21 protein-coding genes and 2 pseudogenes are annotated in these 22,360 nt (G+C 68.5%); 11 read left to right on the top strand and 12 right to left on the bottom strand.

Annotation, left to right across the window (positions count from 1 at the left end; all coding sequences use genetic code 11):
* Window position 1: 1 nt before the first annotated feature.
* Window positions 2–244 carry a hypothetical protein gene (locus tag N7640_RS09085; protein ID WP_279902287.1) on the top strand — a complete coding sequence of 81 codons (243 nt, stop codon included), beginning with the start codon at window positions 2–4 and terminating at the stop codon, window positions 242–244.
* On the opposite strand, the gene N7640_RS09080 is transcribed toward N7640_RS09085, so the two are convergent.
* From N7640_RS09080 to dinG, 6 genes and pseudogenes are all read right to left on the bottom strand, one after another.
* Window positions 241–1,377: a glycerate kinase gene (locus N7640_RS09080; RefSeq protein ID WP_279902288.1), complete on the bottom strand. Its 1,137-nt coding sequence runs from the start codon at window positions 1,375–1,377 to the stop codon at window positions 241–243. The two genes, N7640_RS09085 and N7640_RS09080, sit on opposite strands and share 4 nt — an antisense overlap.
* A 7-nt stretch (window positions 1,378–1,384) precedes the next feature.
* Complete coding sequence (gene pdxH, locus N7640_RS09075) at window positions 1,385–2,053, bottom strand: pyridoxamine 5'-phosphate oxidase (protein ID WP_279902289.1); 669 nt, start codon at window positions 2,051–2,053, stop codon at window positions 1,385–1,387.
* Window positions 2,054–2,153: 100 nt separating this feature from the next.
* Window positions 2,154–2,783, bottom strand: a pseudogene (locus N7640_RS09070) (OmpA family protein); the annotation flags it as partial.
* A 17-nt stretch (window positions 2,784–2,800) separates the two neighbouring features.
* Window positions 2,801–3,946 (bottom strand): serine hydrolase, encoded by a 1,146-nt coding sequence (locus tag N7640_RS09065; RefSeq protein WP_279902290.1) that lies wholly within the window; start codon window positions 3,944–3,946, stop codon window positions 2,801–2,803.
* 138 nt (window positions 3,947–4,084) lie between these two features.
* Complete coding sequence (locus tag N7640_RS09060; protein WP_279902291.1) at window positions 4,085–6,421, bottom strand: beta-agarase; 2,337 nt, start codon at window positions 6,419–6,421, stop codon at window positions 4,085–4,087.
* Window positions 6,422–6,521: 100 nt separating this feature from the next.
* Complete coding sequence (gene dinG / locus N7640_RS09055) at window positions 6,522–8,669, bottom strand: ATP-dependent DNA helicase DinG (protein WP_279902292.1); 2,148 nt, start codon at window positions 8,667–8,669, stop codon at window positions 6,522–6,524.
* A gap of 93 nt (window positions 8,670–8,762) precedes the next feature.
* Between dinG and N7640_RS09050 the strand changes: the two genes are divergently transcribed.
* Complete coding sequence (locus tag N7640_RS09050) at window positions 8,763–9,227, top strand: CopD family protein (RefSeq protein WP_279902293.1); 465 nt, start codon at window positions 8,763–8,765, stop codon at window positions 9,225–9,227.
* A 152-nt stretch (window positions 9,228–9,379) separates the two neighbouring features.
* Here N7640_RS09050 and N7640_RS09045 read toward each other — a convergent pair.
* Window positions 9,380–9,733: pseudogene (locus N7640_RS09045) on the bottom strand (OmpA family protein); the annotation flags it as partial.
* 434 nt (window positions 9,734–10,167) lie between these two features.
* Between N7640_RS09045 and N7640_RS09040 the strand changes: the two are divergent.
* The 3 genes from N7640_RS09040 to N7640_RS09030 all read left to right on the top strand — a co-directional run bounded on the left by N7640_RS09040 (window position 10,168) and on the right by N7640_RS09030 (window position 12,322).
* Complete coding sequence (locus N7640_RS09040) at window positions 10,168–10,665, top strand: DUF6231 family protein (protein WP_279902294.1); 498 nt, start codon at window positions 10,168–10,170, stop codon at window positions 10,663–10,665.
* 4 nt (window positions 10,666–10,669) lie between these two features.
* Complete coding sequence (locus N7640_RS09035) at window positions 10,670–11,140, top strand: YchJ family protein (RefSeq protein WP_279902295.1); 471 nt, start codon at window positions 10,670–10,672, stop codon at window positions 11,138–11,140.
* A 114-nt stretch (window positions 11,141–11,254) separates the two neighbouring features.
* Complete coding sequence (locus N7640_RS09030; protein ID WP_279902315.1) at window positions 11,255–12,322, top strand: hypothetical protein; 1,068 nt, start codon at window positions 11,255–11,257, stop codon at window positions 12,320–12,322.
* Between the two features lie 39 nt (window positions 12,323–12,361).
* On the opposite strand, the gene N7640_RS09025 is transcribed toward N7640_RS09030, so the two are convergent.
* Window positions 12,362–12,925, bottom strand: a complete 564-nt coding sequence (locus N7640_RS09025; RefSeq protein WP_279902296.1) for a hypothetical protein — start codon at window positions 12,923–12,925, stop codon at window positions 12,362–12,364.
* Between the two features lie 161 nt (window positions 12,926–13,086).
* Between N7640_RS09025 and N7640_RS09020 the strand changes: the two genes are divergently transcribed.
* From N7640_RS09020 to N7640_RS08995, 6 genes are all read left to right on the top strand, one after another.
* The gene (locus tag N7640_RS09020) at window positions 13,087–13,581 is read left to right on the top strand and encodes an LEA type 2 family protein (RefSeq protein ID WP_279902297.1); all 495 of its coding nucleotides are present in this window, start codon (window positions 13,087–13,089) and stop codon (window positions 13,579–13,581) included.
* 5 nt (window positions 13,582–13,586) lie between these two features.
* Complete coding sequence (locus N7640_RS09015; RefSeq protein ID WP_279902298.1) at window positions 13,587–13,790, top strand: SEC-C metal-binding domain-containing protein; 204 nt, start codon at window positions 13,587–13,589, stop codon at window positions 13,788–13,790.
* 133 nt (window positions 13,791–13,923) lie between these two features.
* A complete protein-coding gene (locus tag N7640_RS09010) occupies window positions 13,924–16,458 on the top strand; it encodes a penicillin acylase family protein (RefSeq protein WP_279902299.1) in 2,535 nt (844 codons plus the stop codon).
* 431 nt (window positions 16,459–16,889) lie between these two features.
* Window positions 16,890–17,570: a polysaccharide lyase family 7 protein gene (locus N7640_RS09005; RefSeq protein WP_279902300.1), complete on the top strand. Its 681-nt coding sequence runs from the start codon at window positions 16,890–16,892 to the stop codon at window positions 17,568–17,570.
* A gap of 340 nt (window positions 17,571–17,910) precedes the next feature.
* Window positions 17,911–18,390 carry a hypothetical protein gene (locus tag N7640_RS09000; RefSeq protein ID WP_220813477.1) on the top strand — a complete coding sequence of 160 codons (480 nt, stop codon included), beginning with the start codon at window positions 17,911–17,913 and terminating at the stop codon, window positions 18,388–18,390.
* Between the two features lie 158 nt (window positions 18,391–18,548).
* Window positions 18,549–19,817, top strand: a complete 1,269-nt coding sequence (locus N7640_RS08995; protein WP_279902301.1) for an outer membrane protein transport protein — start codon at window positions 18,549–18,551, stop codon at window positions 19,815–19,817.
* Between the two features lie 122 nt (window positions 19,818–19,939).
* Here N7640_RS08995 and N7640_RS08990 read toward each other — a convergent pair whose 3' ends face one another.
* The 4 genes from N7640_RS08990 to N7640_RS08975 all read right to left on the bottom strand — a co-directional run bounded on the left by N7640_RS08990 (window position 19,940) and on the right by N7640_RS08975 (window position 22,311).
* Window positions 19,940–20,482, bottom strand: a complete 543-nt coding sequence (locus N7640_RS08990; protein WP_279902302.1) for a glutathione peroxidase — start codon at window positions 20,480–20,482, stop codon at window positions 19,940–19,942.
* A gap of 61 nt (window positions 20,483–20,543) precedes the next feature.
* The gene (locus N7640_RS08985) at window positions 20,544–20,666 is read right to left on the bottom strand and encodes a hypothetical protein (RefSeq protein ID WP_262880144.1); all 123 of its coding nucleotides are present in this window, start codon (window positions 20,664–20,666) and stop codon (window positions 20,544–20,546) included.
* Window positions 20,663–21,871 (bottom strand): MFS transporter, encoded by a 1,209-nt coding sequence (locus tag N7640_RS08980; protein WP_279902303.1) that lies wholly within the window; start codon window positions 21,869–21,871, stop codon window positions 20,663–20,665. Before N7640_RS08980 ends, N7640_RS08985 begins: the two co-directional genes overlap by 4 nt.
* 26 nt (window positions 21,872–21,897) lie before the next feature.
* Window positions 21,898–22,311, bottom strand: coding sequence for a MarR family winged helix-turn-helix transcriptional regulator (locus N7640_RS08975; RefSeq protein ID WP_279902304.1), 414 nt, complete (start codon window positions 22,309–22,311; stop codon window positions 21,898–21,900).
* Window positions 22,312–22,360 lie beyond the last annotated feature (49 nt).

The raw sequence follows: 22,360 nt of genomic DNA, 5'->3' as shown, positions 1-22,360 counted from the left end.
CATGGACTACTTCATCGTCGCCGTCACCACCGTCGCCGGCCTGTACTTCCACTGGTGGATCTACGTCCGCATCCGCCGCTGGATGGACCGCGACCTGGCGCTGTCGATGGCGGCCGGCGATCCCGCCATGCAGGCCTACATGCTCGACCGCCTGGCCGAGGCCAAGGCCCAGGGTATTCGCCGCGGTCAACTGGAAGACTGGCTGCACCAGGCCGCTCGCGAGTACCTGCAGCGCCGCCCCTAGCCGCGCGCCAGCCGCCACAGGCGGGCCAGGTCACAGGCCCGCGCCTGGAGTTCCTCAGCCGCGCCGGCCATGGCCTGTTCGAGGCTGAGCGGCCCGGGCGCGAGGCTGAAGGCGGCATCGATACCCGCGTCGTAGAGTTCCTGATAGCCCCCGCCCAGACTGCCGACCAGCGCCAGTACCGGCACCCCAGCGGCCCGCGCCAGGCGCGCCACTCCCACCGGCGTCTTGCCATGCAGGCTCTGGGAGTCCAGCCGCCCTTCGCCGGTGATCAGCAGATCGGCGCCCCGCAACGCCTCGACCAGCCCAGACAGTTCGGCCACCAGTTCGATCCCCGGACGGAAGCTCGCCCCAAGGAATGCCCGGGCGGCGAAACCGAGACCGCCCGCCGCTCCGGTTCCGGGAAAGTCGCTGTGATCCTCGCCCAGCGCTGTGACCGCTACCTGCGCATAATGAGCGAGGGCCGCGTCGAGCATCTCGACCTGCGCCGCATCGGCGCCCTTCTGCGGGCCGAACACCCGCGAAGCGCCGCGAGGGCCGCACAGCGGGTTGTCCACGTCGGCCGCGATCAGCAGCTCGACTCCGGCCAGGCGCGGGTCCAGGCCGGCTGGATCGATACGGGCCAGATCGGCCAGCGCCGCGCCGCCGGGCGCCAGGTCACGACCCGCGGCATCGAGAAAGCGTACGCCCAGGGCCTGCAGCAGGCCCGCGCCGCCATCGTTGGTGGCGCTGCCGCCCAGGCCGAGGATGATGCGCCGGGGGCCGGCATCCAGGGCCTCGCGGATCAGCTCGCCGGTGCCGTAGCTGCTGGCGCGGGTCGCGTCGCGCTGCGCCTTCGGCACCCGGTGCAACCCGCTGGCCGCGGCCATTTCCAGGACTGCGCCGCCCTCCTCGCCCAGCCAGCCCCAGTGGGCCGAGACCGGCCGGCCCATGGGGTCGCGTACCTGGCATTCGCGTCGCTCGCCGCCCGTCGCGGCCAGCACGGCGTCGACCGTGCCCTCGCCGCCGTCGGCCATGGGCCGCAGCAGGATGTCCGCATCGGCAAACACCTGGCGCCAGCCACGGGCGATGGCCACCGCCACCTCGGGCGCGGAGAGGCTCTCCTTGAACGAGTCGGGGGCGATGACGACCTTCATGGGAGGATCAGGGGGCCAGGCGTTCGCGCAGCCAGGCGTCACCTTGCAGACGGTAGTTGAGCCGGTCGTGCAGGCGGCTGGCGCGGCCCTGCCAGAACTCGATCCGCTCCGCCAGCAGGCGGTAGCCGCCCCAGTGGGGTGGGCACTCCGGCGCGCGGTCGAGGAAGCGCCGCTCGGTCTCGGCCAGCAGCGCCTGGAGTTCGTCACGATCCCGGATGACCCGGCTCTGCGGCGAAGCCCAGGCTCCCAGCCGACTGCCCAGCGGGCGGACCTGGAAGTAGGCGTCGGATTCCTCGGCGGAAACCTTTTCCACCCGCCCCTCGATGCGCACCTGGCGTTCCAGGCTGGGCCAGAAGAAGGTCATGGCGGCGAAGGGACGTGCCGCGAGCTGTTCGCCCTTGGCGCTCTGGTAGTTGGTGAAGAAGGTGAATCCGCGCTCGTCCAGGCCCTTGAGCAGCAGCACCCGGCAATGCGGGCGCCCCTCCTCGTCCACCGTGGCCAGAGTCATGGCGTTGGGCTCCACCGGCAGTTGCTCGGTCTTCACCGCGTCGTCGAACCACTGGCGGAACAGGCTGAAGGGCTCGACGGGCGCCTGGGCCTCGTCGAGTCCATCCCGGGTGTAGTCGCGCCGCATGTCGGCGAGGGTCTGCGAAGTACGGCTGTGGCTGTCCGACATGAGTGGCTCCCCGAGGAATGATGCCGCCAGCTTACTGCGCCTTGTCCTTGCCCTTTTGATCTGCGGCAACCTGGGCCACCGGCAGAGCCGCAGTAGTGGACGCGGGCTGGTTGTACTGAGCCAGCAGCGCAACGAGGGTCTTCTGCGGGGTCAGGAGGATTTCCACGCGGCGGTTCAGGGCGCGTCCCTGGACGCTGTCGTTGGCGGCGCGCGGCATGTCGGAGCCGACTCCCTTGAGCAGCAGGCGGTCGCGTTGCAGGCCGCTGAGACGGAAGATCGAGGCCACCGCCTTGGCACGGTCCTCGCTGAGCTTGAGGTTGGTCTCGACCTGGCCGGTGCTGTCGGCATGGCCGAGGATCAGCACGCCGGTGCTCTTGTCGGTCTCGAGGATCTTGGCGACCCGGGTGAAGGGGCCGAGCACGGCCGGCAACAGCATGCTCGGACGATCGGGGTTGAACGAGCTTTCCACCGGGGCGGTGACGACCAGCACGTTCTCGCGCCGCTCCAGCTCCATCTTGCTGTCCTGCAGCGCCACCTTCAGGCGCGGCTCGTACTCGTCCAGCCAGGCGTTGGTCATCTCGTGGTCGATCTTCGGCGGCGCCTTCTTGACGACGGTTTCACTGCCGCCGAACGGCCACCAGCTGCCAGAGCCGGATTTGTCCGAGTTGCCGGCACAGGCGGCGAGGCTCACGCAGCAGAGCAGGACGAGCGTTTTCTTATACATGGTCAGGTCTTCCCCCAGGCGAGTTACAGGCATTGGCCCAGCGCGCGCGCCAACCGCTGCGCACGTGGGTCCATGAGTACATATGGTCCGAGACTGTTGGTGACGAAGCCGAAGGCGATCTCGCGCTCCGGATCGGCGAAGCCCACCGAACCACCCGCCCCCGGGTGGCCGAAGGCCTTGCGGCCGAGGCCGTAGGTGGCGTTGGCCACCTCCGGCTGGTCGAGCATGCAACCCAGCCCCAGGCGGGTCGCGGTGAGCAGGGTGCGGTCCTGGCCGCAGGCGTGCTCGCGGGTCATTTCGCTGAGCAGCTCCGGCTCCAGCAGGCGGCCATCGAGCAGGGCCGCATAGAAGCCGGCGAGTGAGCGAGCGTTGCCATGGCCGTTGGCCGCCGGCTGCTGCAGGCGGCGCCACTCGGGCTTGTTGGTGCTGTTCAGGATCGACGGCGGGTTGGTGAAGGCGCGGGTGCTGAGCGCTTCCGGCTCGCTCATCATGCACTTGAGCAGGCGCTGGGCGGCGGCATCGCCCATGTCACCCTTCTTGCGGGCGATGTGGGACACGCGATGGAACTCTTCATCGGCCAGGCCGACATGGAAGTCCAGCCCCAGCGGCCCGGCGATGCGCGCGGCGATGGCTTCGCCGGGCCCGCGACCTTCGATCCGACGGATCAGCTCGCCGACCAGCCAGCCATAGGTGATGGGCGCGTAGCCATGCTCCTCGCCGGGCGTCCACCAGGGGCGTTCGGCGGCCAGGGCGCCGGTCATCTGCTGCCAGTCGTAGAGCGCCTCGGCCGGCAAAAGCTCGCGCAGCGCCGGCAGACCCGCACGATGGCTGAGCAGCTGGCGCGGGGTCACGCGCTCCTTGCCGGCGGCGGCGAACTCGGGCCACCAGCGCGCCACGGGCGCATCCAGTTCGAGCTTGCCTTGCTCCACCAGTTGCAGGGCGGCCACGGCGGCGAAGGGCTTGGTGCAGGAGAACAGGTTGAGGATGGTATCGCTGTGCCAGGTCTCGGCGCCGTCCCTGTCGGTGGTGCCGGCCCAGATGTCAACGACGGTTTCGCCGCCGATCTGCACGCACAGCGCGGCGCCACGTTCCTGGGGATCGTCGAACAGTTCGACGAAGGCATCTTTCAGCGCCTCGAAGCGCAGGTCGAAATGGCCCTGGATCTGCAACCTATTACTCCTCGGTCGGGATGGCCGGCATTGTTCCAGCACCGGCTCTGCATGGGAATCCTGGCGCCCCGCCTGGGCCGCCTCGTCAGACCAACGGTCCGGGTTGCGGCGCGCCCAAGGCACGCCGTGCGGGGCCGGTCAGGGCTTGTCGGCCGGCGGCAGAGGTGCGGCTTCGACCGGTTTCGGCTCCGGTTCGGCCGACTTGACCGGCGCGTCCTTGCCGGCAGCTTCCTTCGGCAGCAGGGTCTGCGGGGCCTTCAGGTTGGCCTCGCGCACCGCCTGCACAAAGCCCTGCCAGGGCCGGTCGGTGATGCCGACCAGGCCGAAATGGCCGTTCTCGCCATCCAGCAGGCGGCCGGTGGCGGGCTGGTCGAGGTACTGGAACCAGTGCACGCCGACGATGGAAGGCTCCTCCAGCGCCCGTGCCAGGAAGTGGGCGTAGGCCGGGCCGCGCTCCTCTTCCTTGTAGACCTCGCTGGCGCCGCCCCAGAACGGGCCGCGGTCACGCGAACCGAAGTGGAACTCGGTGACCATCAGCGGCTTGTCCAGCGCGCGCAGGGCGGCGAAGTCGTAGCCGTGCTGCGGCTCCTTGACATAGAAGTTGAAGCTCAGCACGTCGCAGTACTGCGCGCAGGCCTCCAGCGCCTCCGGCGTGGCGATGGCGAAGCGGCCGCCCAGCAGCAGCTGGTTCGGCGCGTGCCATTTCAGCGAATCGGCGATGGTCTTGAAGTAGGTGTCGGCGAACAGGCGCTGGAAGTCCTGCAGGTCCTTCTCGATCTGCGGGAACTCGGGGCTCGGCAGCGGCGGCTCGAAGCCGGGGTCCTCCATCAGTTCCCAGGCTTTGAGGTCGATTCCCCAGGCCTTGGAGAGGCCGTTCTGGTTGCGGTACTTGTCGCGCAGCTGCTTGAGGAAGGCGCGCTTGGCCGGCACGTCGGTGCTCAGGCGCAGGGTGCCGTAGGCCAGGGCATAGCGTGACCTGGGGTCCTCGCCGGGCGCGGCCCAGGCCAGTTCGTTGTCGGCGAAGTAGCCGATCAGCCAGGGGTCGTCGCGGCGGTCGCGGCTGGCGATGGCGATGGCGCGCTCGGCGGCCATGGCGAAACGCGGGTCGAACGGGTCGGGCATGCCGCCCCACCAGTCGTGGCCGGTGCTGATCGTGGCGTAGTCACCGGAGATCGACAGCGGGATGGTGTACGGCATGCGCTGGGCGGAGCCGAGGGCGTCGTCGCTCCAGTTGCCGAGCGTGTTGAAGCCCCAGGCCTGCAGGCGCTCCAGGGTATGGCGGGTCCAGCGGTCCTTGTCGAAGCCGGGCGCCGGGCAGGGTTCCAGCTCGGCCGGGGCCGGCGTCGCGGCCAGCGGTGGCTGGGCCGTCTCGCAGGGTTCGGCGTAGGTGCGCTGCAGGTTGGCGCGGTAGAAGTCGTACCAGCGACCGTGGTCGTAGGCGCGGCCCCGGCTGGCGCCGGTGTCGCTACGGCTGTCGTGCTCGCCGTAGTACACGGCCAGCGGCTCGCCGTCCTTGGGCAGCTGGGCGAACATCGCTTCGCGGCCCTGCACGTAGGTCTGGCTCTGCCAGGCGCTGACCGCGTTGACCCCCAGCGAGTAGAACGGATGGCCCTCGGGGGTGACCAGGAACCAGCGGCCGTCGCGCTTCTCGGTGCGGAAGAAGCCCTTGGCCTCGAAGCCGGGGCCATTCAACCAGCCGCCGAAGCGATCCTGCTGCGGGCGTTCGGCGAGCCAGCCCTTGAGCTGGTCGCGCTCGCGGGCCGCGGCCTCGCGCAGTTGCTGGTCCTTGCCGATCTTCTCCGGCCATTGGCCACGGCTGTACTGCCCCCAGGCATCGACGATGCCGTCGTAGATGGCGGCCTGGGCGGCCTCGGGATTCTGCACGCCGAAGCGGCCGAGCAGGATGCTCTGCGGCGCGTCGGGCTGGCTCATGGCGAGGGTCACTGCGCTGACCTCGGCGGCGTTCAGCTCGCCCTCCACGGTCTCGGCCAGGAGCACGCGGTGGCCCTCGACGGTGACCGGCATGGGCGGCGCGGCGCGCATGCCGTAGGCGCGGGCGGAGGTCGCGGCGAGCGGCACGAGCAGGGTCTGCGCCGGCCCGGCCGGCAGGGCGATGCGGGTGGTCAGCGCCTTGCCGTCGCGGCTCTCGATGCGTACTTCGAGGGTGATGTCCCAGTCCATGGCGTTCTGCAGGCGCAGGCTCATGGCGCCGGCCCGGGACCAGTCCCACACCTCGCCAGGCGGGCTCAGGCGCAGGCTGGGATGCTCGGCGGCATTGAAGGTGAAGCGGCGCAGCACCTCGCCTTCGGGGGTGGGCTCGGCGGTCAGCTCCGGAAAACTGGCGGCCTGGCTTTCTACCTTCACGGCGTCGGTGGGTTTGATGAAACTGAACAGGGTCTGCTGCCCTTGCTGCGCGGCGAAGACCGGCGCGGCGATGCTCAGGGCGAAAAAGAGGGGCAGTGAACGGCGAATCATACGAACAGGCACTCCGGAAGATGCCCAAGTAGACACCAGAGGGGCCATAGATGCCACCCCGGATGCTCGACGCAGGGCCGCGCCCGAGGTGCCGGTCGGCTCAGGCGATTTCCCGGCGGAACGGCGGTAGCGCGTTGAGGATGGCCTTGCCGTAGCGCTGGGTGACCACCCGGCGATCCAGCAGGGTGATGGTGCCGCGGTCGGCCTCGGTGCGCAGCAGGCGCCCGCAGGCCTGCACCAGGCGCAGCGAGGCGTCTGGCACGGCGATTTCCATGAAGGGGTTGCCGCCGCGCGCCTCGATCCATTCGGCCAGCGCCGCTTCCACCGGATCGTCCGGCACGGCGAAGGGAATCTTGGCGATCACCACGTGCTCGCAGTACGCGCCCGGCAGGTCGACGCCCTCGGCGAAGCTGGCCAGGCCGAACAGCACGCTCTCCTCGCCTTCGTCGACCCGCGCCTTGTGCTTGTTCAGGGTTTCCTGCTTGGACAGGTTGCCCTGGATCAGCACGCGCTTGCGCCAGTCGCGCTCGAGGCCGTCGAACACGTCCTGCATCTGCTTGCGCGAGGAGAACAGCACCAGGGTGCCGCGACCGCCCTTCACCAGCTCCGGCAGGTCGCGCACGATGGCGGCGGTGTGGGCCGTGGCGTCGCGCGGGTCGGCCTTGAGGTCTGGCACCCGCAGTACGCCGGCGTCGGCGTGGTGGAAGGGGCTGGGCACCACGGCGGTGACCGCCGCCTTGGGCAGGCCGGCGCGCATGCGGAAGCGGTCGAAGGTGCCCAGCGCGGTCAGGGTCGCGGAGGTCACCAGGGCACCGTAGGCGACGTTCCACAGGTTGCGGCGCAGGGTCTCGGCGGCCAGGATCGGGCTGGCGTTGACCTCGATGTCGAACAGCGCGCCGCTGTCGACCAGGGTCAGCCAGCGGGCCATGGGCGGGTTGTCTTCCGGATCTTCGACGGTGAATGCCGTCCACAGCTCCCAGGTGCCCTGGGCGCGGGCCAGCAGGCTGCCGAACAGCGGATACCATTCCTCGGCCTGATGGCTGGCGAGCCCCAGGCTGGTGCCTTCGTCGTCCATCGCCTGTTTGAGCAGCTCGGTGAGGCGGGTGAAGACATCGGTGAGCTTGGCGAAGCCCTTCTTCAGCTCGATGCCCAGCTCGCGCAGGTGCTCCGGCACCAGGCCGCCCTCGAAGCGATGGCGCGGGCGCTCGCGGCCGTTCATGTCCTCGCCGGCGCGGAAGTCGGCCAGTTGCTCGCAGGCGCTGAACATGAACTGCTGCTGGGTCCGGAGTTCGCGGGCCTGCTCCGGCACCTGCTCGATCAGGCGGCCAAGGTCGCCGGGCAGCGGGTGCTGGGCCAGCAGCTTGGTCAGGTTCTTCTCCACCTGGCCGAGCCAGTCGGCGGTGCTGCGCAGGCGGGTGAAATGGGCGAAGTGGCCGATGGCCTTGTCCGGCAGGTGGTGGCCTTCGTCGAAAACGTAGAGCGTCTCGCGCGGGTCCGGCAGCACGGCGCCGCCACCCAGGGCGAGGTCGGCCAGCACCATGTCGTGGTTGGTGACGATGACGTCGACCTTGGTCATGCCCTCGCGCGCCTTGTAGAAGGTGCATTGCTGGAAATTCGGGCAATGGCGGTTGGTGCACTGGCTGTGGTCGGTGGTCAGGGTGCTCCACACCTTGTCCTCCAGTTCCTCCGGCCAGCTGTCGCGATCGCCATCCCAGCGGTTGCCGGCGAGCTTCTCGATCATCCGGGTGTAGAGCTTCTGGCTCTGCTCGTCGACGTCGATGCGGAAGCCTTCTTCCTCGAACATCTGCGCGGTGGCGCCCTGGGCCTGGCCCTCCTGCAGCAGCAGGTCCAGCTTGGACAGGCACAGGTAGCGGCCGCGACCCTTGGCGAGGGCGAAACTGAATTGCAGGCCGGCGTTGCGCATCAGGTCCGGCAGGTCCTTGTGCACGATCTGCTCCTGCAGCGCCACGGTGGCGGTGGCGATCACCAGGCGCTTGCCGGCGGCCCTGGCGGTGGGAATGGCGGCCAGGCTGTAGGCGACCGTCTTGCCGGTGCCGGTGCCCGCCTCCACCGCCACCACGGCGGGCTCGCCGTCGCGCTGACCCTCGTCGTTGTGCTTGATCGTGCCAAGCACCTTGGCCACCTCGGCGATCATCAGGCGCTGGCCATAGCGTGCCTTCAGGCCCTTGGCCTCGAGGAAACGGCTGTAGGCGCCCTGGATCTGGGACTTGAGTTCGGAACTGAGCATGGGCGGGGCGCGGGCGGGGCTGGATAAATTCTCAGTAGTTTACCGATAGGTTATGCTCGCGCGCCATCCCGCGACCGAGACCAGGCCCTACCGATGACCGTCTTTTCCGCCCTCTATGCCGTACACGCGCTGGCCGCCCTGATCTGGGTCGGCGGCATGTTCTTCGCCTGGATGATCCTGCGCCCCGCCGCGGTCGCCAAGCTCCAGGCCCCGGAACGCCTGACCCTGTGGCTGGAGGTGTTCCGCCGCTTCTTCCTCTGGGTGTGGATCGCGGTGCTGGTGCTGCCGGTGACCGGCATGGGCATGCTGCACATGCGCTTCGCCGGCTTCGAGACCGCGCCACGCTACGTCCATGTGATGATGGGTCTGTATCTGGTGATGCTGGCGCTGTTCCTGCGCGTGCAGGTACTGCAGCTGCCGCAACTGCGTCGCGCGGTCGAGGCCCAGGACTGGGCGGCGGGCGGTGAAACGCTGGGGCGCATTCGCCGCCTGGTCGGCAGCAACCTGCTGGTGGGCCTGGCGCTGGTGACGATCGCCGCCGCGCGTCCCCTGTTCTGAGTCAACAAGCTCGGGCGAATGCCCATGCCTAGATCTCCCGTGTCGCCGGCTCGATGGCCGCCGACACGGGAGCAAAGACCCGACTCCCAAGATGTACGAATCAGCCCGGTGGGCGACCGCGCCTGTGCGACAGTCGCCCCCGGTTCTGATCGTTAGGGGCGAGCCTCGACCTCGGCTTCCACGCGACGGTTGATGGCGCGGCCTTCGTCAGTGGCGTTGTCGGCTACCGGGCGGCTCTCGCCATAGCCCACCGAGCTGACGCGGTCGCTGCCCACGCCATACTGGTTGACCAGCACGTCGCGCACGGCGTTGGCACGGCGCTCGGACAGGCCCTGGTTGTAGGCGTCGGTGCCGACGGAGTCGGTGTGCCCTTCGACCACGGTGCTGGTGGACGGATACTGGCTCATGAAGTCGGCCAGCGCCTTGATGTCAGCCTGGCTTTCCGGCTTGACCACGGACTTGTCGAAGTCGAACTTGACGTCCAGTTCGACGCGCACCGCCTCGGCCTGTTCGGGCTCGGCCACGGCGACTTCCTCGACCACGGTCTCCTCGACCACCGCCACCTGCTCGCTGGCGCCATGCACCCAGCAGTAGGAGGCGGCAACGCCGGCACCGACCAGTGCACCGTAACCGGCCCACTCCGAGCTTTCGATCGCACCCAGCGCAGCGCCGGTCACACCACCCACGGCCGCGCAGGTCGGCCAGTCGGTTTTCTGGATACCAGCACAGCCGGTCAGCAGGCCGCTTGCCAGGATCAGGGGTACAGCTTTCCTTGTGATACTCATCTTCTTAGGTCTCCTGTAGGGAATCGGCATCTAACCGACAGCAAAGAAGTAAAGATCGCTTCCTTACTATCTGCCAGTTATAGGCACTTTTCGCGCCAAGTTCCAAAGAGTTTGTCCATCGCGGTAGTCTTTGCGTTCACATTAAGATCGCAGCCATGACCCAGACCTTTTCCCCCCGCACTCCCCAACAGGCGCTGGCCGCCCTCCTCGACCACCATGCCCCCCGGCGCCTGCTGGTGGTCGGCGGCAGCCAGCTGCCGGCGGTGACTGCCTTCCAGCAGGCGCACCCGGAAACCGAGCTGGCCCAGGCGCCGGCCGGCCCGCTGCCCGCAGAGCTGGCGGCCCAGCGCTACGACCTGGCGCTGTTCGCCGACTGCCTGGAGCACCTGCCCAGGCGCACCGCCCTGGAGTTGCTGGGCGGCATCCGCAACCTCAACGCCAGCCGCCTGGCGGTGCTGGTCGACATGGCCGCCGGCGACTGGAAGGACACCGATTTCTTCGCCCTCGCCCTGCAGGCCAGCGAGAGCTTCCAGCGCGACGACCAGGTGCTGACCCTGTTCACCTACGACCTGCGCGACTACAAGCAGGTCCCGGACTGGCTCAACGCCAAGTTCTGGGCCAACCCCGAAAACTTCGGCAAGTACTGGTGGTGATCCCATGAGCCAAGCCTGCCCCTGCGGCAGCGGCAGTGCCCTCGACGCCTGCTGCGGCCACTATCACCAGGGCACCCCGGCGCCCAGCGCCGAACACCTGATGCGCTCGCGCTACAGCGCCTACGTGCTGGGCCTGGTCGACTACCTGGTCGCCACCACCCTGCCCGCCCAGCAGGCCGGCCTGGACCGGGACGGCATCCGCGCCTGGAGCCTCGGCAGCACCTGGCTGGGGCTGGAGGTGGAAGGCAGCGAACTGATCGGCGCCCAGCCCGAACACGCCTTCGTCACCTTCACCGCCCGCTGGCACGACGGCAGTGGCGAGCACAGCCACCGCGAGCGCTCCGCCTTCGTCCAGCGCGATGGCCGCTGGTACTTCCTCGACCCCACGGCCGCGCTGAAGGCCGGGCGCAACGACGCCTGCCCCTGCGGCAGCGGGCAGAAATTCAAGAAGTGCTGCAGCCCCTACCTGGGCTAGACCTCGGCGAAAACTCTGCTTCATTTGTTACAGCCCCCGACGGGAATCGGGGCCAACAAGGAGCAGTAGATGAAGCACAAGCACAGTGGAGCGGCGGCCGGCCTGGTCGCCTTGATGGCCGTGGCGGGCGTCCACGCGGACGATGTCAGGGTCGACCTGGGCAGCAGCGAGCGGGTCACCCGCCTGTTCGCCTATCCCAACAACTGCAGCGTGATCTGCTATCGCGACTGGACCCTCGAACAGACCGCCGAGCACTACCTCAAGCAGAGCCTCGAACGCGACGGCTACGGCGCGGCGACGGTCAAGGTCAGCCGCGACGGCGACAGCCTCTCGGCCAGCTTCAGCGGCGTGCCGCAGGACTACGGCAAGCCGCTGACCGACCTGCTGAACGCCGGGGACCTGGCCTTCGACGGTGCCAGCAAACTCAACGGCGACAACAAGTGGCAGTACAGCTGGTACTTCTTCCTGCCCCTGGGCATGGCCCTGGACAACCGCAAGAGCGTGGAGCTGCTGCACTTCCCGCCGGACTACTCGCTGACCCAGGCGCAGGACTACCTGGAGTCCAAGACCACCGACCGCTGGGCCTCGCTGCTCACCGAGAACGGCGTGCCGACCGCGCAGACCCCGGCCTTCCAGACCATCATCGACATCGCCCCGATCGCCGCGCCGGCCAGCGCCGGCGGCGACCTCGAAGGGGTCTACGGCTATTTCACCGACTACCAGACGACCATGGTCGCCCAGCTCACCGCCGGCGACGGCCAGGCGCTGCCCATGGTGGCCTTCGGCGGGCCGGTACGCAGTTGGGTCAACAGCCAGTACAAGGCGAACATCGGCGTGCTCGGCCTGGACGAGATCAACCCCGCGCCGGGCCAGCGCGTGCCGGTGCTCGGCGCCAACCATCCCAGCTACATCTGGTACGCGGCCGACCCGGAGAACTACGACGGCGACCAGCAGAAGGCCGACGCCGCGGGGCTGCGGGTGATGGGGCAGGACATCAGCGCCGCCTGCTGGCAGGCCGGCATGGGCCAGGACCCGTCCGCCGATCCGCAGAAGACCCTCGATGCCTGCACGCAGAAGTGGCAGGTGACCGACAAGGTGCAGACCTGCGAGCTGTTCTACACCTCGGTACGCAACCTGACGCCGCCCGAGGCCCAGGCCAAGTGCAGCGCCAGCGGCAGCTGACGCCCATGCGAAGAGGCCCGCGTCGGCGGGCCTCGTCCATCACTCCTGCAGCTTGATATGCGAGGTGTCCGGCGGCGGCCCGGCCGGCGCCGTCTTGGCCTGGCCCATGTCGCTGCCGACCGGCGCCAGGCTGAACTGCGACAGGTCGACCTGCGGCGCCTGGGCCTCGGGCCTGGCGTCCTGCAGATCGGCGCCGATCGGCGCGATGCCGAAGTCGGGCGCTTCCACATCGCTGAACGCGGCCATGTACTCGTCGCGCGGAATCAGCTTCGCGGAGGCGGCGCTCCTGGCCGGGGCCTCCTGCGCGGGCGCCGCTGGAGCCGGGGCGGCGACCGGCTGCGGCGCGGGTGGCGGCGCCAGCGCCACCTCCTCCACCTGCAGCGATTGGACGATGGCCAGCGCGCCGGCGCGCTCCATGGTGGCGCGGTACTTCTCCGCCCCCGCCGCATCCAGGTTGCTCTTGATCACGATGCGCCGCCCGGAAAACAGCAGCGCGATGCGCTGGGCATCGGCCTGGAACAGCCGCGCCAGGTTCTCCTTGACCTGGTCCGGCGAAGCGCCCGGCACCACCTGCCCGGCAAAGGCGATCTCGTAGAGGCTCATGGTCCAACTCCTGTGCAATTCGGCCACCAGTATGGCGCAGTTTCATTCCGCCAACAGCCAGGACCCGTTTCCGCCTCGTTCACGGCGCGACGAAACGGCGCCAGACCCTATGGCTACCAAGCAACCGCTTGTTACACTGGGGCGTCCACCGGAGTAACGCAATGTCTTCACAGGCGCGAACCAATATCATCGCCCTCGCCGTCACCTTCGCCCTGCAAGCAGGGCTCTCGGGCTGTACCAGCTGGTTCACCGGCGATTTCGCGGACCCGGAAGTCCACCTCGTCAAAGTCGATGTGATCAAGGCCAAGTTGCTGGAACAGCAGTTCTCCCTGCGTTTCCGGGTCGACAACCCCAACGATTTCGAGCTGCCGGTACGCCGCCTGAGCTACGACATCCAGCTCAATGGCATCCAGCTGGCCGAGGGCGAATCCAGCCAGTGGATCAACGTGCCCGCCCATGGCCGCCGGGAGTTCGAGGTGCCGGTGCGGACCAACCTGTGGCGCCACCTCAAGGGCATCGTCAAGGCGCTGGAAGACCCGGACCAGCCGATCCGCTACCGGCTCAGCGGCAAGGTCCGCACCGGCGTGATGTTCGGCCGCGACGTGCATGTGCAGCGCAATGGCGAGATAATCCCCGCCGATTACATTCCGGAGTGAGCTTCATGACTCATCAACCCCACGTCCACGGCCCCGACTGCAACCACGACCATGACCACGATCACCACCACGACGACGGTCACGTGCACGGCCCGCACTGCAACCACCATCACCAGGAGCCGATACGCAACCCGCTGAAGGAAGTCGGCCGCAACGACCCCTGCCCCTGCGGCAGCGAGAAGAAGTTCAAGAAGTGCCACGGCGCCTGACCCAGGCGCCCTCCCCGTAGGAGCCGGCTCTGCCGGCGAACGCCCGCACGGCGCGCCATTCGCGAGTAGAACTCGCTCCTACCGCCCTCTACAATCCGCCCCATCGTCCGTCTCCCTGCGCCAGGAGCCAGTCATGGGTTCGCGCCTGTTCCGTCCGCTGTTCCTCACCGCCGCCGCTACCCTGGGTAGCAGCCTGTTCCTCGGTGGCTGCCAGTCCTTCCTCGACAGCCGCTACGCCAAGAGCGTGCACCCGGACCAGGGCATCGTCCGCGTCCAGGGCCTGGCGCAGAGCGTGGTGGTGCGGCGCAACCCGCTGGGCATGCCGCTGATCGAGACCACCACCTTCCACGACGCCCTGTTCACCTTGGGCTACGTGCATGCCGCCGACCGCCTCAGCCAGATGGTCGGCATGCGCCTGCTGGCCGAGGGCCGCCTGGCCGAGATGAACGGCCCCGGCGTGCTGGAGATCGACCGCTTCATGCGCACGGTGAACCTGCGCGCCAGCGCCGAGATGCTGTACAAGAGCGCCTCGCCGCGCCTCAAGCAGTTCTTCGAGGTGTACGCCCGCGGCGTCAACGCCTACCTGTTCCGCTACCAGGACAAGCTGCCGATGGACCTGGCGGCGAGCGGCTACCGCCCGGCCTACTGGAAGCCGGAAGACTCGGTGCTGCTGTTCTGCCTGCTCAACTTCGGTCTGTCGGTCAACCTGCAAGAGGAGATCGCCTCGCTGCCCCTCGCCGACAAGGTGGGCGCCGACAAGCTCGCCTGGCTGCTGCCCACCTACCCGGACGAACCGTTGCCCTTCGAGGAGGCCGAGAAGCTGCGCGGCCTGAGCCTGGCCGGCAAGATCCCGGGCCTGGCCGCGGTGAACCAGGCCGCCGGCCAGGTGGCGGCCCTCAACATGCTCGGCGTCGCCGCCTCCAACAACTGGGCCATCGCCCCGCGCAACAGCCGCAGCGGCAGGAGCCTGCTGGCCAACGACACCCACCTGCCACTGTCGATGCCCTCGATCTGGAACTTCGTGCAGATCCGCTCGCCGAAATTCCAGGCCGCCGGCGTGTCCATCGCCGGAGTGCCGGCCGTGGTCGCCGGCTACAACGGCAAACTGGCCTGGGGCATCACCATGGTCATGGGCGACAACCAGGACCTGTTCCTGGAGAAGGTCAAGCGCGAGGGCAACCGCCTCCACTACCTGGCCGACGGCAAGTGGCAGCCCGCCCGCGAGCGCCAGGAAACCTTCTTCATCCGTGGCCAGAAGCCGATCCGCGAGACCATCTGGGAGACCCGCAACGGCCCGCTGCTCAACTCGGCCCTCGGCGAGCGCAAGTCACCGCTGCAGCCACTGCCGCTGTCCAGCGGCTACGGGCTGGCGCTGCGCACCATCCAGGGCGAGGCGGACCGCTCGCTCGATGCCTTCTTCGACCTGTCCAACGCCCAGTCGGTGGAACAGGCCTTCGAGGCCACCCGCGAGATCCGTGCCGCCGCGCTGAACATCGTGTTCGCCGATGCCCGGCAGATCGGCTGGCAGGTCACCGGCCGCTACCCGAACCGCAAGCAGGGCACCGGCCTGGTGCCGTCGCCCGCCTGGGACGGCGCCTACGACTGGGACGGCCATGCCGACCCCATGCTCCACCCCTACGATCAGGACCCGGCCCAGGGCTGGCTGGGCACCGCCAACCACCGCATCGTGCCGCGCGGCTACGGCATGCAGCTGTCCAACTCCTGGTTCTACCCGGAACGCGCCGAGCGCATCGCGCAGCTGGCCGGCACGGGAAGGCACGACCAGAAGAGCATGATCGCCATGCAGTACGACCAGACCACGCCCTTCGTCGGCAAGCTGCAGGCGATGTTCGACGCGCCGGGCATGGCCGAGCCGCTGAAGAAGGCCATCGCCGCCCTGCCGACCGCCGAGCGTGCCCGGGCCGAAGAGGCCCATAAGCGCCTGATGGCCTTCGACGGCCGCCTCGCCGCCACCTCCGCCGACGCCGCCCTGTACGGCGCCTTCCTCCAGGAAAGCGCCAAGGCGACCTTCCTCGACGAACTGGGCCCGGAAACCGGCCCGGCCTGGCAGGCACTGGTGGACATCGCCAACAACAGCTACTCAGCCCAGGCCGACCACCTGCTGGGCCGTGACGACAGCCCGTTCTGGGACGACGTGAAGACGCCGCAGAAGGAAGACAAGGCGGCCATCCTGGCGCGCAGCCTGGCCAGCGCGGTCGCCTACCTGGAACGCGAACTGGGCGCCGACCGCAACGCCTGGCAGTGGGGCAAGCTGCACCAGTACCGCTGGACCAGCAACGCCACCAGGATGGCGCCCTACCTGAGCGCCAGCCAGCGCAGCGGCATCGAGTCCATCGCCGGCTATCTGGACCGCGGCCCCTATCCGGCCGGCGGCGACCACGGCACCCTCAACGTGGCCGCCTATGCCTGGGGCAAGGACTTCGACGTGTGGCTGATCCCGGCCATGCGCATCGTGGTCGACTTCGGCCTGGAAGAGCCGATGATCGGCGTAAACAGCTCGGGCCAGTCCGGCAACCCGGCCAGTCCGCACTACGCCGATGGCATCGAGGCCTGGCTCAAGGGCGGCTACATGAGCTTCCCCTTCCAGGGCCGCAACATCGACAAGGTCTACGGCAGCAAACGCCTGCTGCTGACGCCGGGCCAGTAGGCCCGGCTCGGGGGTATCGCCGTCTTCGCCACCGCGATACCTCCGCCGCTTCGCTGCGCCTCCGCCATCCCCGCTCCTGCCCGACACCCTCTATCCCGGGGCTTCCGTTCGTCGCCGCCGACGCTCTGACGCGGGCTCGGCTCGTGCCGTTTCGTCGTGAAAAACACCTTGCGCATCAATCTCATAGAAAGAGGAAATCGGCCGTCAATTTATCGCCAATTTATAGACGCCAATATAACGACGAACGGTGATTATCAAAGCTCCGGTGGCTCCGTATAAAGCGCGCCAAGCCCGGTCGGCATCGCCGTCCAGGCGGGCAAGCGCTTCATTTCGTGTGCGAGATACTGGCAGGGCGGCTAGGCAGTTCTAAGTGTCGTGATCGACCTGCGCTCCGAATGAATTTTCCAGTTTCTCTCGGAGCCACACGCGACATGATCGACCTCAACACCTGGAACCTGACCATCCCCGTCGGCGAGCCGGCGACCACCATCACCACCCCCCTGCTGTCTTCCGGTTACCAGGACGACTACTTCAGGCACATCAACGGCACCCTGTTCTTCTGGGCCCCCGTCGACGGCACCACCACCAAGAACGCCAAGTACCCACGCAGCGAACTGCGCGAGACCTACGCCGACGGCAAGCTGCGCAACTGGAAGTACAAGGAAGCCGACAACCACCTGCGCGCGACCCTGAAGGTCACCCAGGTGCCGTCCACCGGCAAGATCGTGGTCGGCCAGATCCACAACGTGGAAGGCGACGACCCGCCCATCAAGCTGCAGTACCAGTACAGCGGCTCGACGAAGACCGGCAGCATCGTCGCCATCTACCGTCTGAAGCCGGGCATCGCCACGTCCAGCGTCATCGTGCAGCGCAACGTGCCGCTGGGCGGCGCGTTCTCCTACACCATCACCCTGACCAAGGGCGGCACCCTGGCGGTGTACACCAAGACGCCGACCACCGAGACGGCCAAGTGGAGCGCCAAGCTGGACCCGGCCTGGGCCGCGCAGACCCTCTATTTCAAGGCCGGCAGCTACGTGCAGGACAACGCCGGCAACAACACCGAGGCCGGCTCGGTGAGCTTCACCAAGCTGCAGGTCGAGCACCTTAAATAGGAAAGATCGGTAGGGTGCGCCGTGCGCACCAAGAGGGCCAGCGCCATCCGGGCATGCGTCCTGAACGACCGCCGCGCGCCTTGCGCGGCGGCGCCCAAGCGACTCCAGCCAGGCGGTGCGCGCGGCGCACCCTACGGGCACATCGAGGGCGGGCGTTAAGAACCCATGAGCATATGGACCACGACCTGCGCCACGAAACATTTTAAAAACAGTCCTTTACACTCGATTTGTAGCACTACACTTCAAATCGAGCGGCTAACCCCGCTCCCGGCGGGGTCTTATTAGAATCAAGAACAGCTGCCAGGCACCTGACCCCGCCGGCACCTCTCGCGAGGGCCTTATGGGAATTGCCGCCAGCGACTTGTGCCAGCACGTCATCCGCCCGACCCTGCTCTACCTGGGTCGCCACTCTCCCGCCGCGGAAGCCCTGCTCCTGGGGACCGCCGCCAGCCAGTCGGCCCTCGGCAGCGCGCTCTCCTGCGGCGAGGGCTACGGCCTCTACCGCATCAGCGAAGACCGCCACCGGCAGCTCTGGGACCTGCACCTGGCGCGCGACCCGGACCTCGCCAGCCTGGTCCGCGGCCTGGCCAGCCAGCATGCCTTTCTTGCCGCGCCGCACCTCGAACTGACCGTCAACCTGCGCTACGCCACGGCCATCGCCTGGATGCTGGTGGAGAGCGAACAGGCCCCGCTGCCGGAGGCCCACGACCTCCATGGACTGGCCCGGACCTGGCGCCAGGTGTTCCAGCCTCACGGCCGTCTGCGCGACTTCCTGCAGGCCTGGCGGCAGCACGTACCGCTCGCCCCGCAGGCCGCCTGACGGAAAAAAGGCTGAACCTTTTCAGAGACTTGCAAGTCACTGCCAAGCCGGTCCCCGCTTAACGAAACTTCACAAAAAGCCCGTTCCAGAGCGGTTGGCAAGGCCCGGCAAAACCGTTAGCTTGCCGCCCCCTGGTTCCACCGTTCGTGAGCACCCTAATGAAAAATCTCTGGTTGAAGACCTCCATCGCACTGGCCGTCGGCGCGATTTCCACTCACAGCCTGGGCAACGGAATTGCCATCAACGAACAGAGCGTCAGCGGCATGGGCACCTCCTTCGCCGGCCGCGCCTCCACCGCCAACGATGCCACCGTACTGTTCGGCAACCCGGCCGGCCTGACCAAGCTGGAGCGCCCGGAAGTGGTCGGCGGCTTCGGCCTGGTCAAGGCCCAGGTGGACCTGGACGACGCCAGCGCGCCGACCTCCAAGGGCGACATGGTGCCCCTGACCCCGGTGCCCTTCGCCTACTACGCCAGCCCGATCGACGAACAGTGGAGCTGGGGCCTGGGCCTGTACGTGCCCTACGCGCTGATCAGCGACTACGAGAAGAGCTTCGGCGGCCGCTTCAAGGGCCAGTACAGCAAGGTGGAAGTGGTCACCCTGCAACCGACCATCAGCTACGCGATCAACGACCGCGTGTCCGTGGGCTTCGGCCCGACCATCAACAAGATCAAGGGCAAGCTGGTCAACAAGCTGGACAACGGCGCCGTCGGCGGCACCGGCGAGACCAAGGTCGGCATCAAGGGCGACGACGTGGCCTACGGCTTCAACGCCGGCGTGCTGGTCGACATCACCGACCGGCTGGCCTGGGGCCTGACCTACCATTCCAAGGTCGACTACACCCTGGAAGGCCGCACCCGGGTCACCGGCGGCACCGGCCTGGTCGGCCTGTTCAACGGCGACTACGACGGCCAGCTGGACTTCACCACCCCGGAAACCGTCGACACCTCGATCAGCTACAAGCTCGACGACCGGTGGACCCTCTACGCGGGCAGCACCTTCACCCGCTGGAGCCGCCTGGACAAGATCGTGGTGGAGAACGAAGGCACCCCGCTGGGCGTGCTGGACGAGATCAGCGAAGAGCTGAAGTGGCACGACACCTGGTCCTACGCCATCGGCGCCTCCTACCAGCTCAACCCGCAGTGGGTGCTGCGCACCGGCTTCGCCATCGACCCGTCGCCGGCGGAAAACGCCCACCGCTCCGTGCGCATCCCGGTGGGCAATCGCAAGGTGTTCTCGCTGGGCGCCGGCTGGACGCCGAGCCCCGACCTGAGCATCGACGTGGCCTACTCCTACCTGCATGAGAACCCCGCCAAGGTCAACCAATCCGCCACCGAACTGGCCGGCGTGGAGATCGCCCCGGGCTTCAGCGCCGAGTACAACAACAGCGCCCACGGCGTGGGCCTGCAGGCCAGCTACCGCTTCTGACGGCAGCCCCTGCGGCCACGAAAAAGCCGGGCCCAGTGCCCGGCTTTTTCATGCCCGCTTCGTAGGGTGCGCCGTGCGCACCAGGGATTGCGCGCAGGCTTGCCGGCGCGCCCGCCCGGCAATCAGGGAGCGATGGCCTTCTCGATGGCGGCGATCAGGGCCTCGTCGTCCGGCTTGGTCCGGCTGGAGAAGCTGGCGATCACCTTGCCGTCGCGGCCGACCACGTACTTGTAGAAGTTCCAGCGCGGCGCGCTGCTCTGCTGCGCCAGCTCGCGGAACAGGGGGATGGCATCGTCGCCGCGGATCACCTGGGGCTCGCTCATGGCGAAGGTCACGCCGTAGTCGATGAAGCACACCTTGGCGGTTTCCGCGGAGTCGTCGGCCTCCTGGCGGAAGTCGTCCGAAGGCACGCCAAGCACTTCCAGCCCCTGCGCCCGGTAGCGCTGGTAGAGCGCCTCCAGCCCCTTGAACTGGGGCGTGAAGCCGCAGCGGCTGGCGGTGTTGACCACCAGCAGCGGCTTGCCGGCGAAGCGCTGGCAGAGGTCGATGCGCTCCTTGGAACGCAACTGTTGCAGGTCGTCCTTCAGCATCGGCGGACATTCCTCCGCCCAGAGCGGAGCGGCGAACAGCGAGGCCAGGGCCAGCAGGGCGATACGCAGGGTCATGTCGATCTCTCCGAACGTGAATAGCGGCAACGCTACTCGCCCGCGCCCGCCCCGGCAATGCTCAGCACAGGTTCATGTTCAACTGCAGCAGGGCCAGCCCGCCATGGCTCCAGCCCCACCAGGCCAGCGCCAGCAGGGCGCCGAGCAGAAGCGCGGCGAGGCCGATGCCCAGCCTGCGGCTCACGCCGGCTCCGCCGCGCGCAGGCGGGCCACCGGCTGCTCGCGCACCGGCCAGTTGAGGGCCGCCGCCAGCAGGCCGAACAGGATAGACAGCTGCCAGACCCGGTCGTAGCTGCCGGTGTGGTCGTACAGGTAGCCGCCCAGCCAGCCGCCGAGGAACGAGCCGATCTGGTGGAACAGGAACACGATGCCGCCGAGCATGGACAGGTTGCGCACCCCGAACAGGGTGGCCACCGTGCCGTTGGTCAGCGGCACCGTGGACAGCCACAGCAGCCCCATCGCCATGCCGAAGGCGTAGGCGCTCCACTCGGTCAGCGGGGAGTAGACGAAGGCGACGATCACCAGGGTGCGCAGCAGGTACAGCGCGGTGAGCAGGCGCGGCTTGGACAGGTGGCCGCCGAGCCAGCCCGCGATGTAGGTGCCGAAGACGTTGAACAGGCCCACCAGCGCCAGCACCGTGGTGCCGACCGAGGCCGGCAGGTGCTGGTCGACCAGGTACGACGGCAGGTGCACGCCGATGAACACCACCTGGAAGCCGCAGACGAAGAAGCCCAGCGCCAGCAGCCAGAAACCGGAGTGGCCACAGGCCTCGCGCAGCGCCTCGCCCAGGCTCTGCTCGGTGCCGGCGGGCACCGGCAGGGGCGCGTCGCGCACCATCAGCGCCAGCGGCGCGATCAGGGCCACCAGCATGCCCAGGGCGAGCAGCGCCGAGGACCAGCCGAGCCAGCCGATCAGCCCCAGGGTGCCCGGCAGCATGGCGAACTGGCCGAAGGAACCGGCGGCGGCGGCGATGCCCATGCCGAGGCTGCGCTTCTCCGCCGGCAGCGCGCGGCCGACCACGCCGAGCAGCACCGAGAAGGAGGTGCCGGACAGGCCGATGCCGATCAGCAGGCCCGCGCTCAGGGACAGCGACAGCGCCGAATCGGCCCCGGCCATCAGCGCCAGGCCCGCCGCGTAGAGCAGCCCGCCGCCGATGATCGCGCGACGCGCGCCGAGGCGGTCGGCCAGGGCCCCGGTGATCGGCTGGGCCAGGCCCCAGATCAGGTTCTGCAGGGCGATGGCGAAGGCAAACACCTCGCGCCCCCAGCCGTACTCGCCGCTCATCGGCGAGAGGAACAGGCCGAAGCCATGCCGGGTGCCCAGGGACAGGGCGAGAATCAGCGATGCTCCCAGCAGGACCCAGCCCGCCTTGCGCCACGGATCAGTCATGTGTATGTCTCCGCGGGCCGCGCCCGTCAATCGATGGTTTCCAGATCGTCCAGCAGGCGCATCAGCGCCGCCCGCTGGTCCTCGCCCAGGCGCTGCGCCAGCGCCTGCTGGGCCTGCTCCCACAGCGGCGCGCCCCGCACCAGCACATGCGCCCCGGCTTCGGTCAGCGCCACCCGTCGGCTGCGCTGGTCGGCGCCGTCGCCGAGCCGCACCAGGCCCCTGCCCTCCACCACCCGCAGGTTGCGACCGAGGGTGCTGCGATCCAGCCCGAGCGCCTCGGCCAGCGCCGAGATGCTCGGCTCGCCCAGGCGCTGCAGGTTGCGCAGCAGCGAGAACTGGGCGGCATTGAGCCCGACGTCGGCCAGGGCTTCGTCGTAGATACGGGTCACGCCGCGGCTGGCGCGGCGCAACTTGGTGCAGAGGCATTGGGTAGGCAGCATGGATACAGGTATATACCCGTATCCGCCGGACAGGCAGTTACAGTTGGAC

Origin of the sequence: Pseudomonas sp. GD04015 (assembly GCF_029837675.1) — a bacterium.
In the GTDB taxonomy this organism is placed as follows: domain Bacteria; phylum Pseudomonadota; class Gammaproteobacteria; order Pseudomonadales; family Pseudomonadaceae; genus Aquipseudomonas; species Aquipseudomonas paralcaligenes.
The sequence above is the reverse complement of the archived record's forward strand: the minus strand, read 5'-3'. Positions and strand labels throughout refer to the sequence as shown.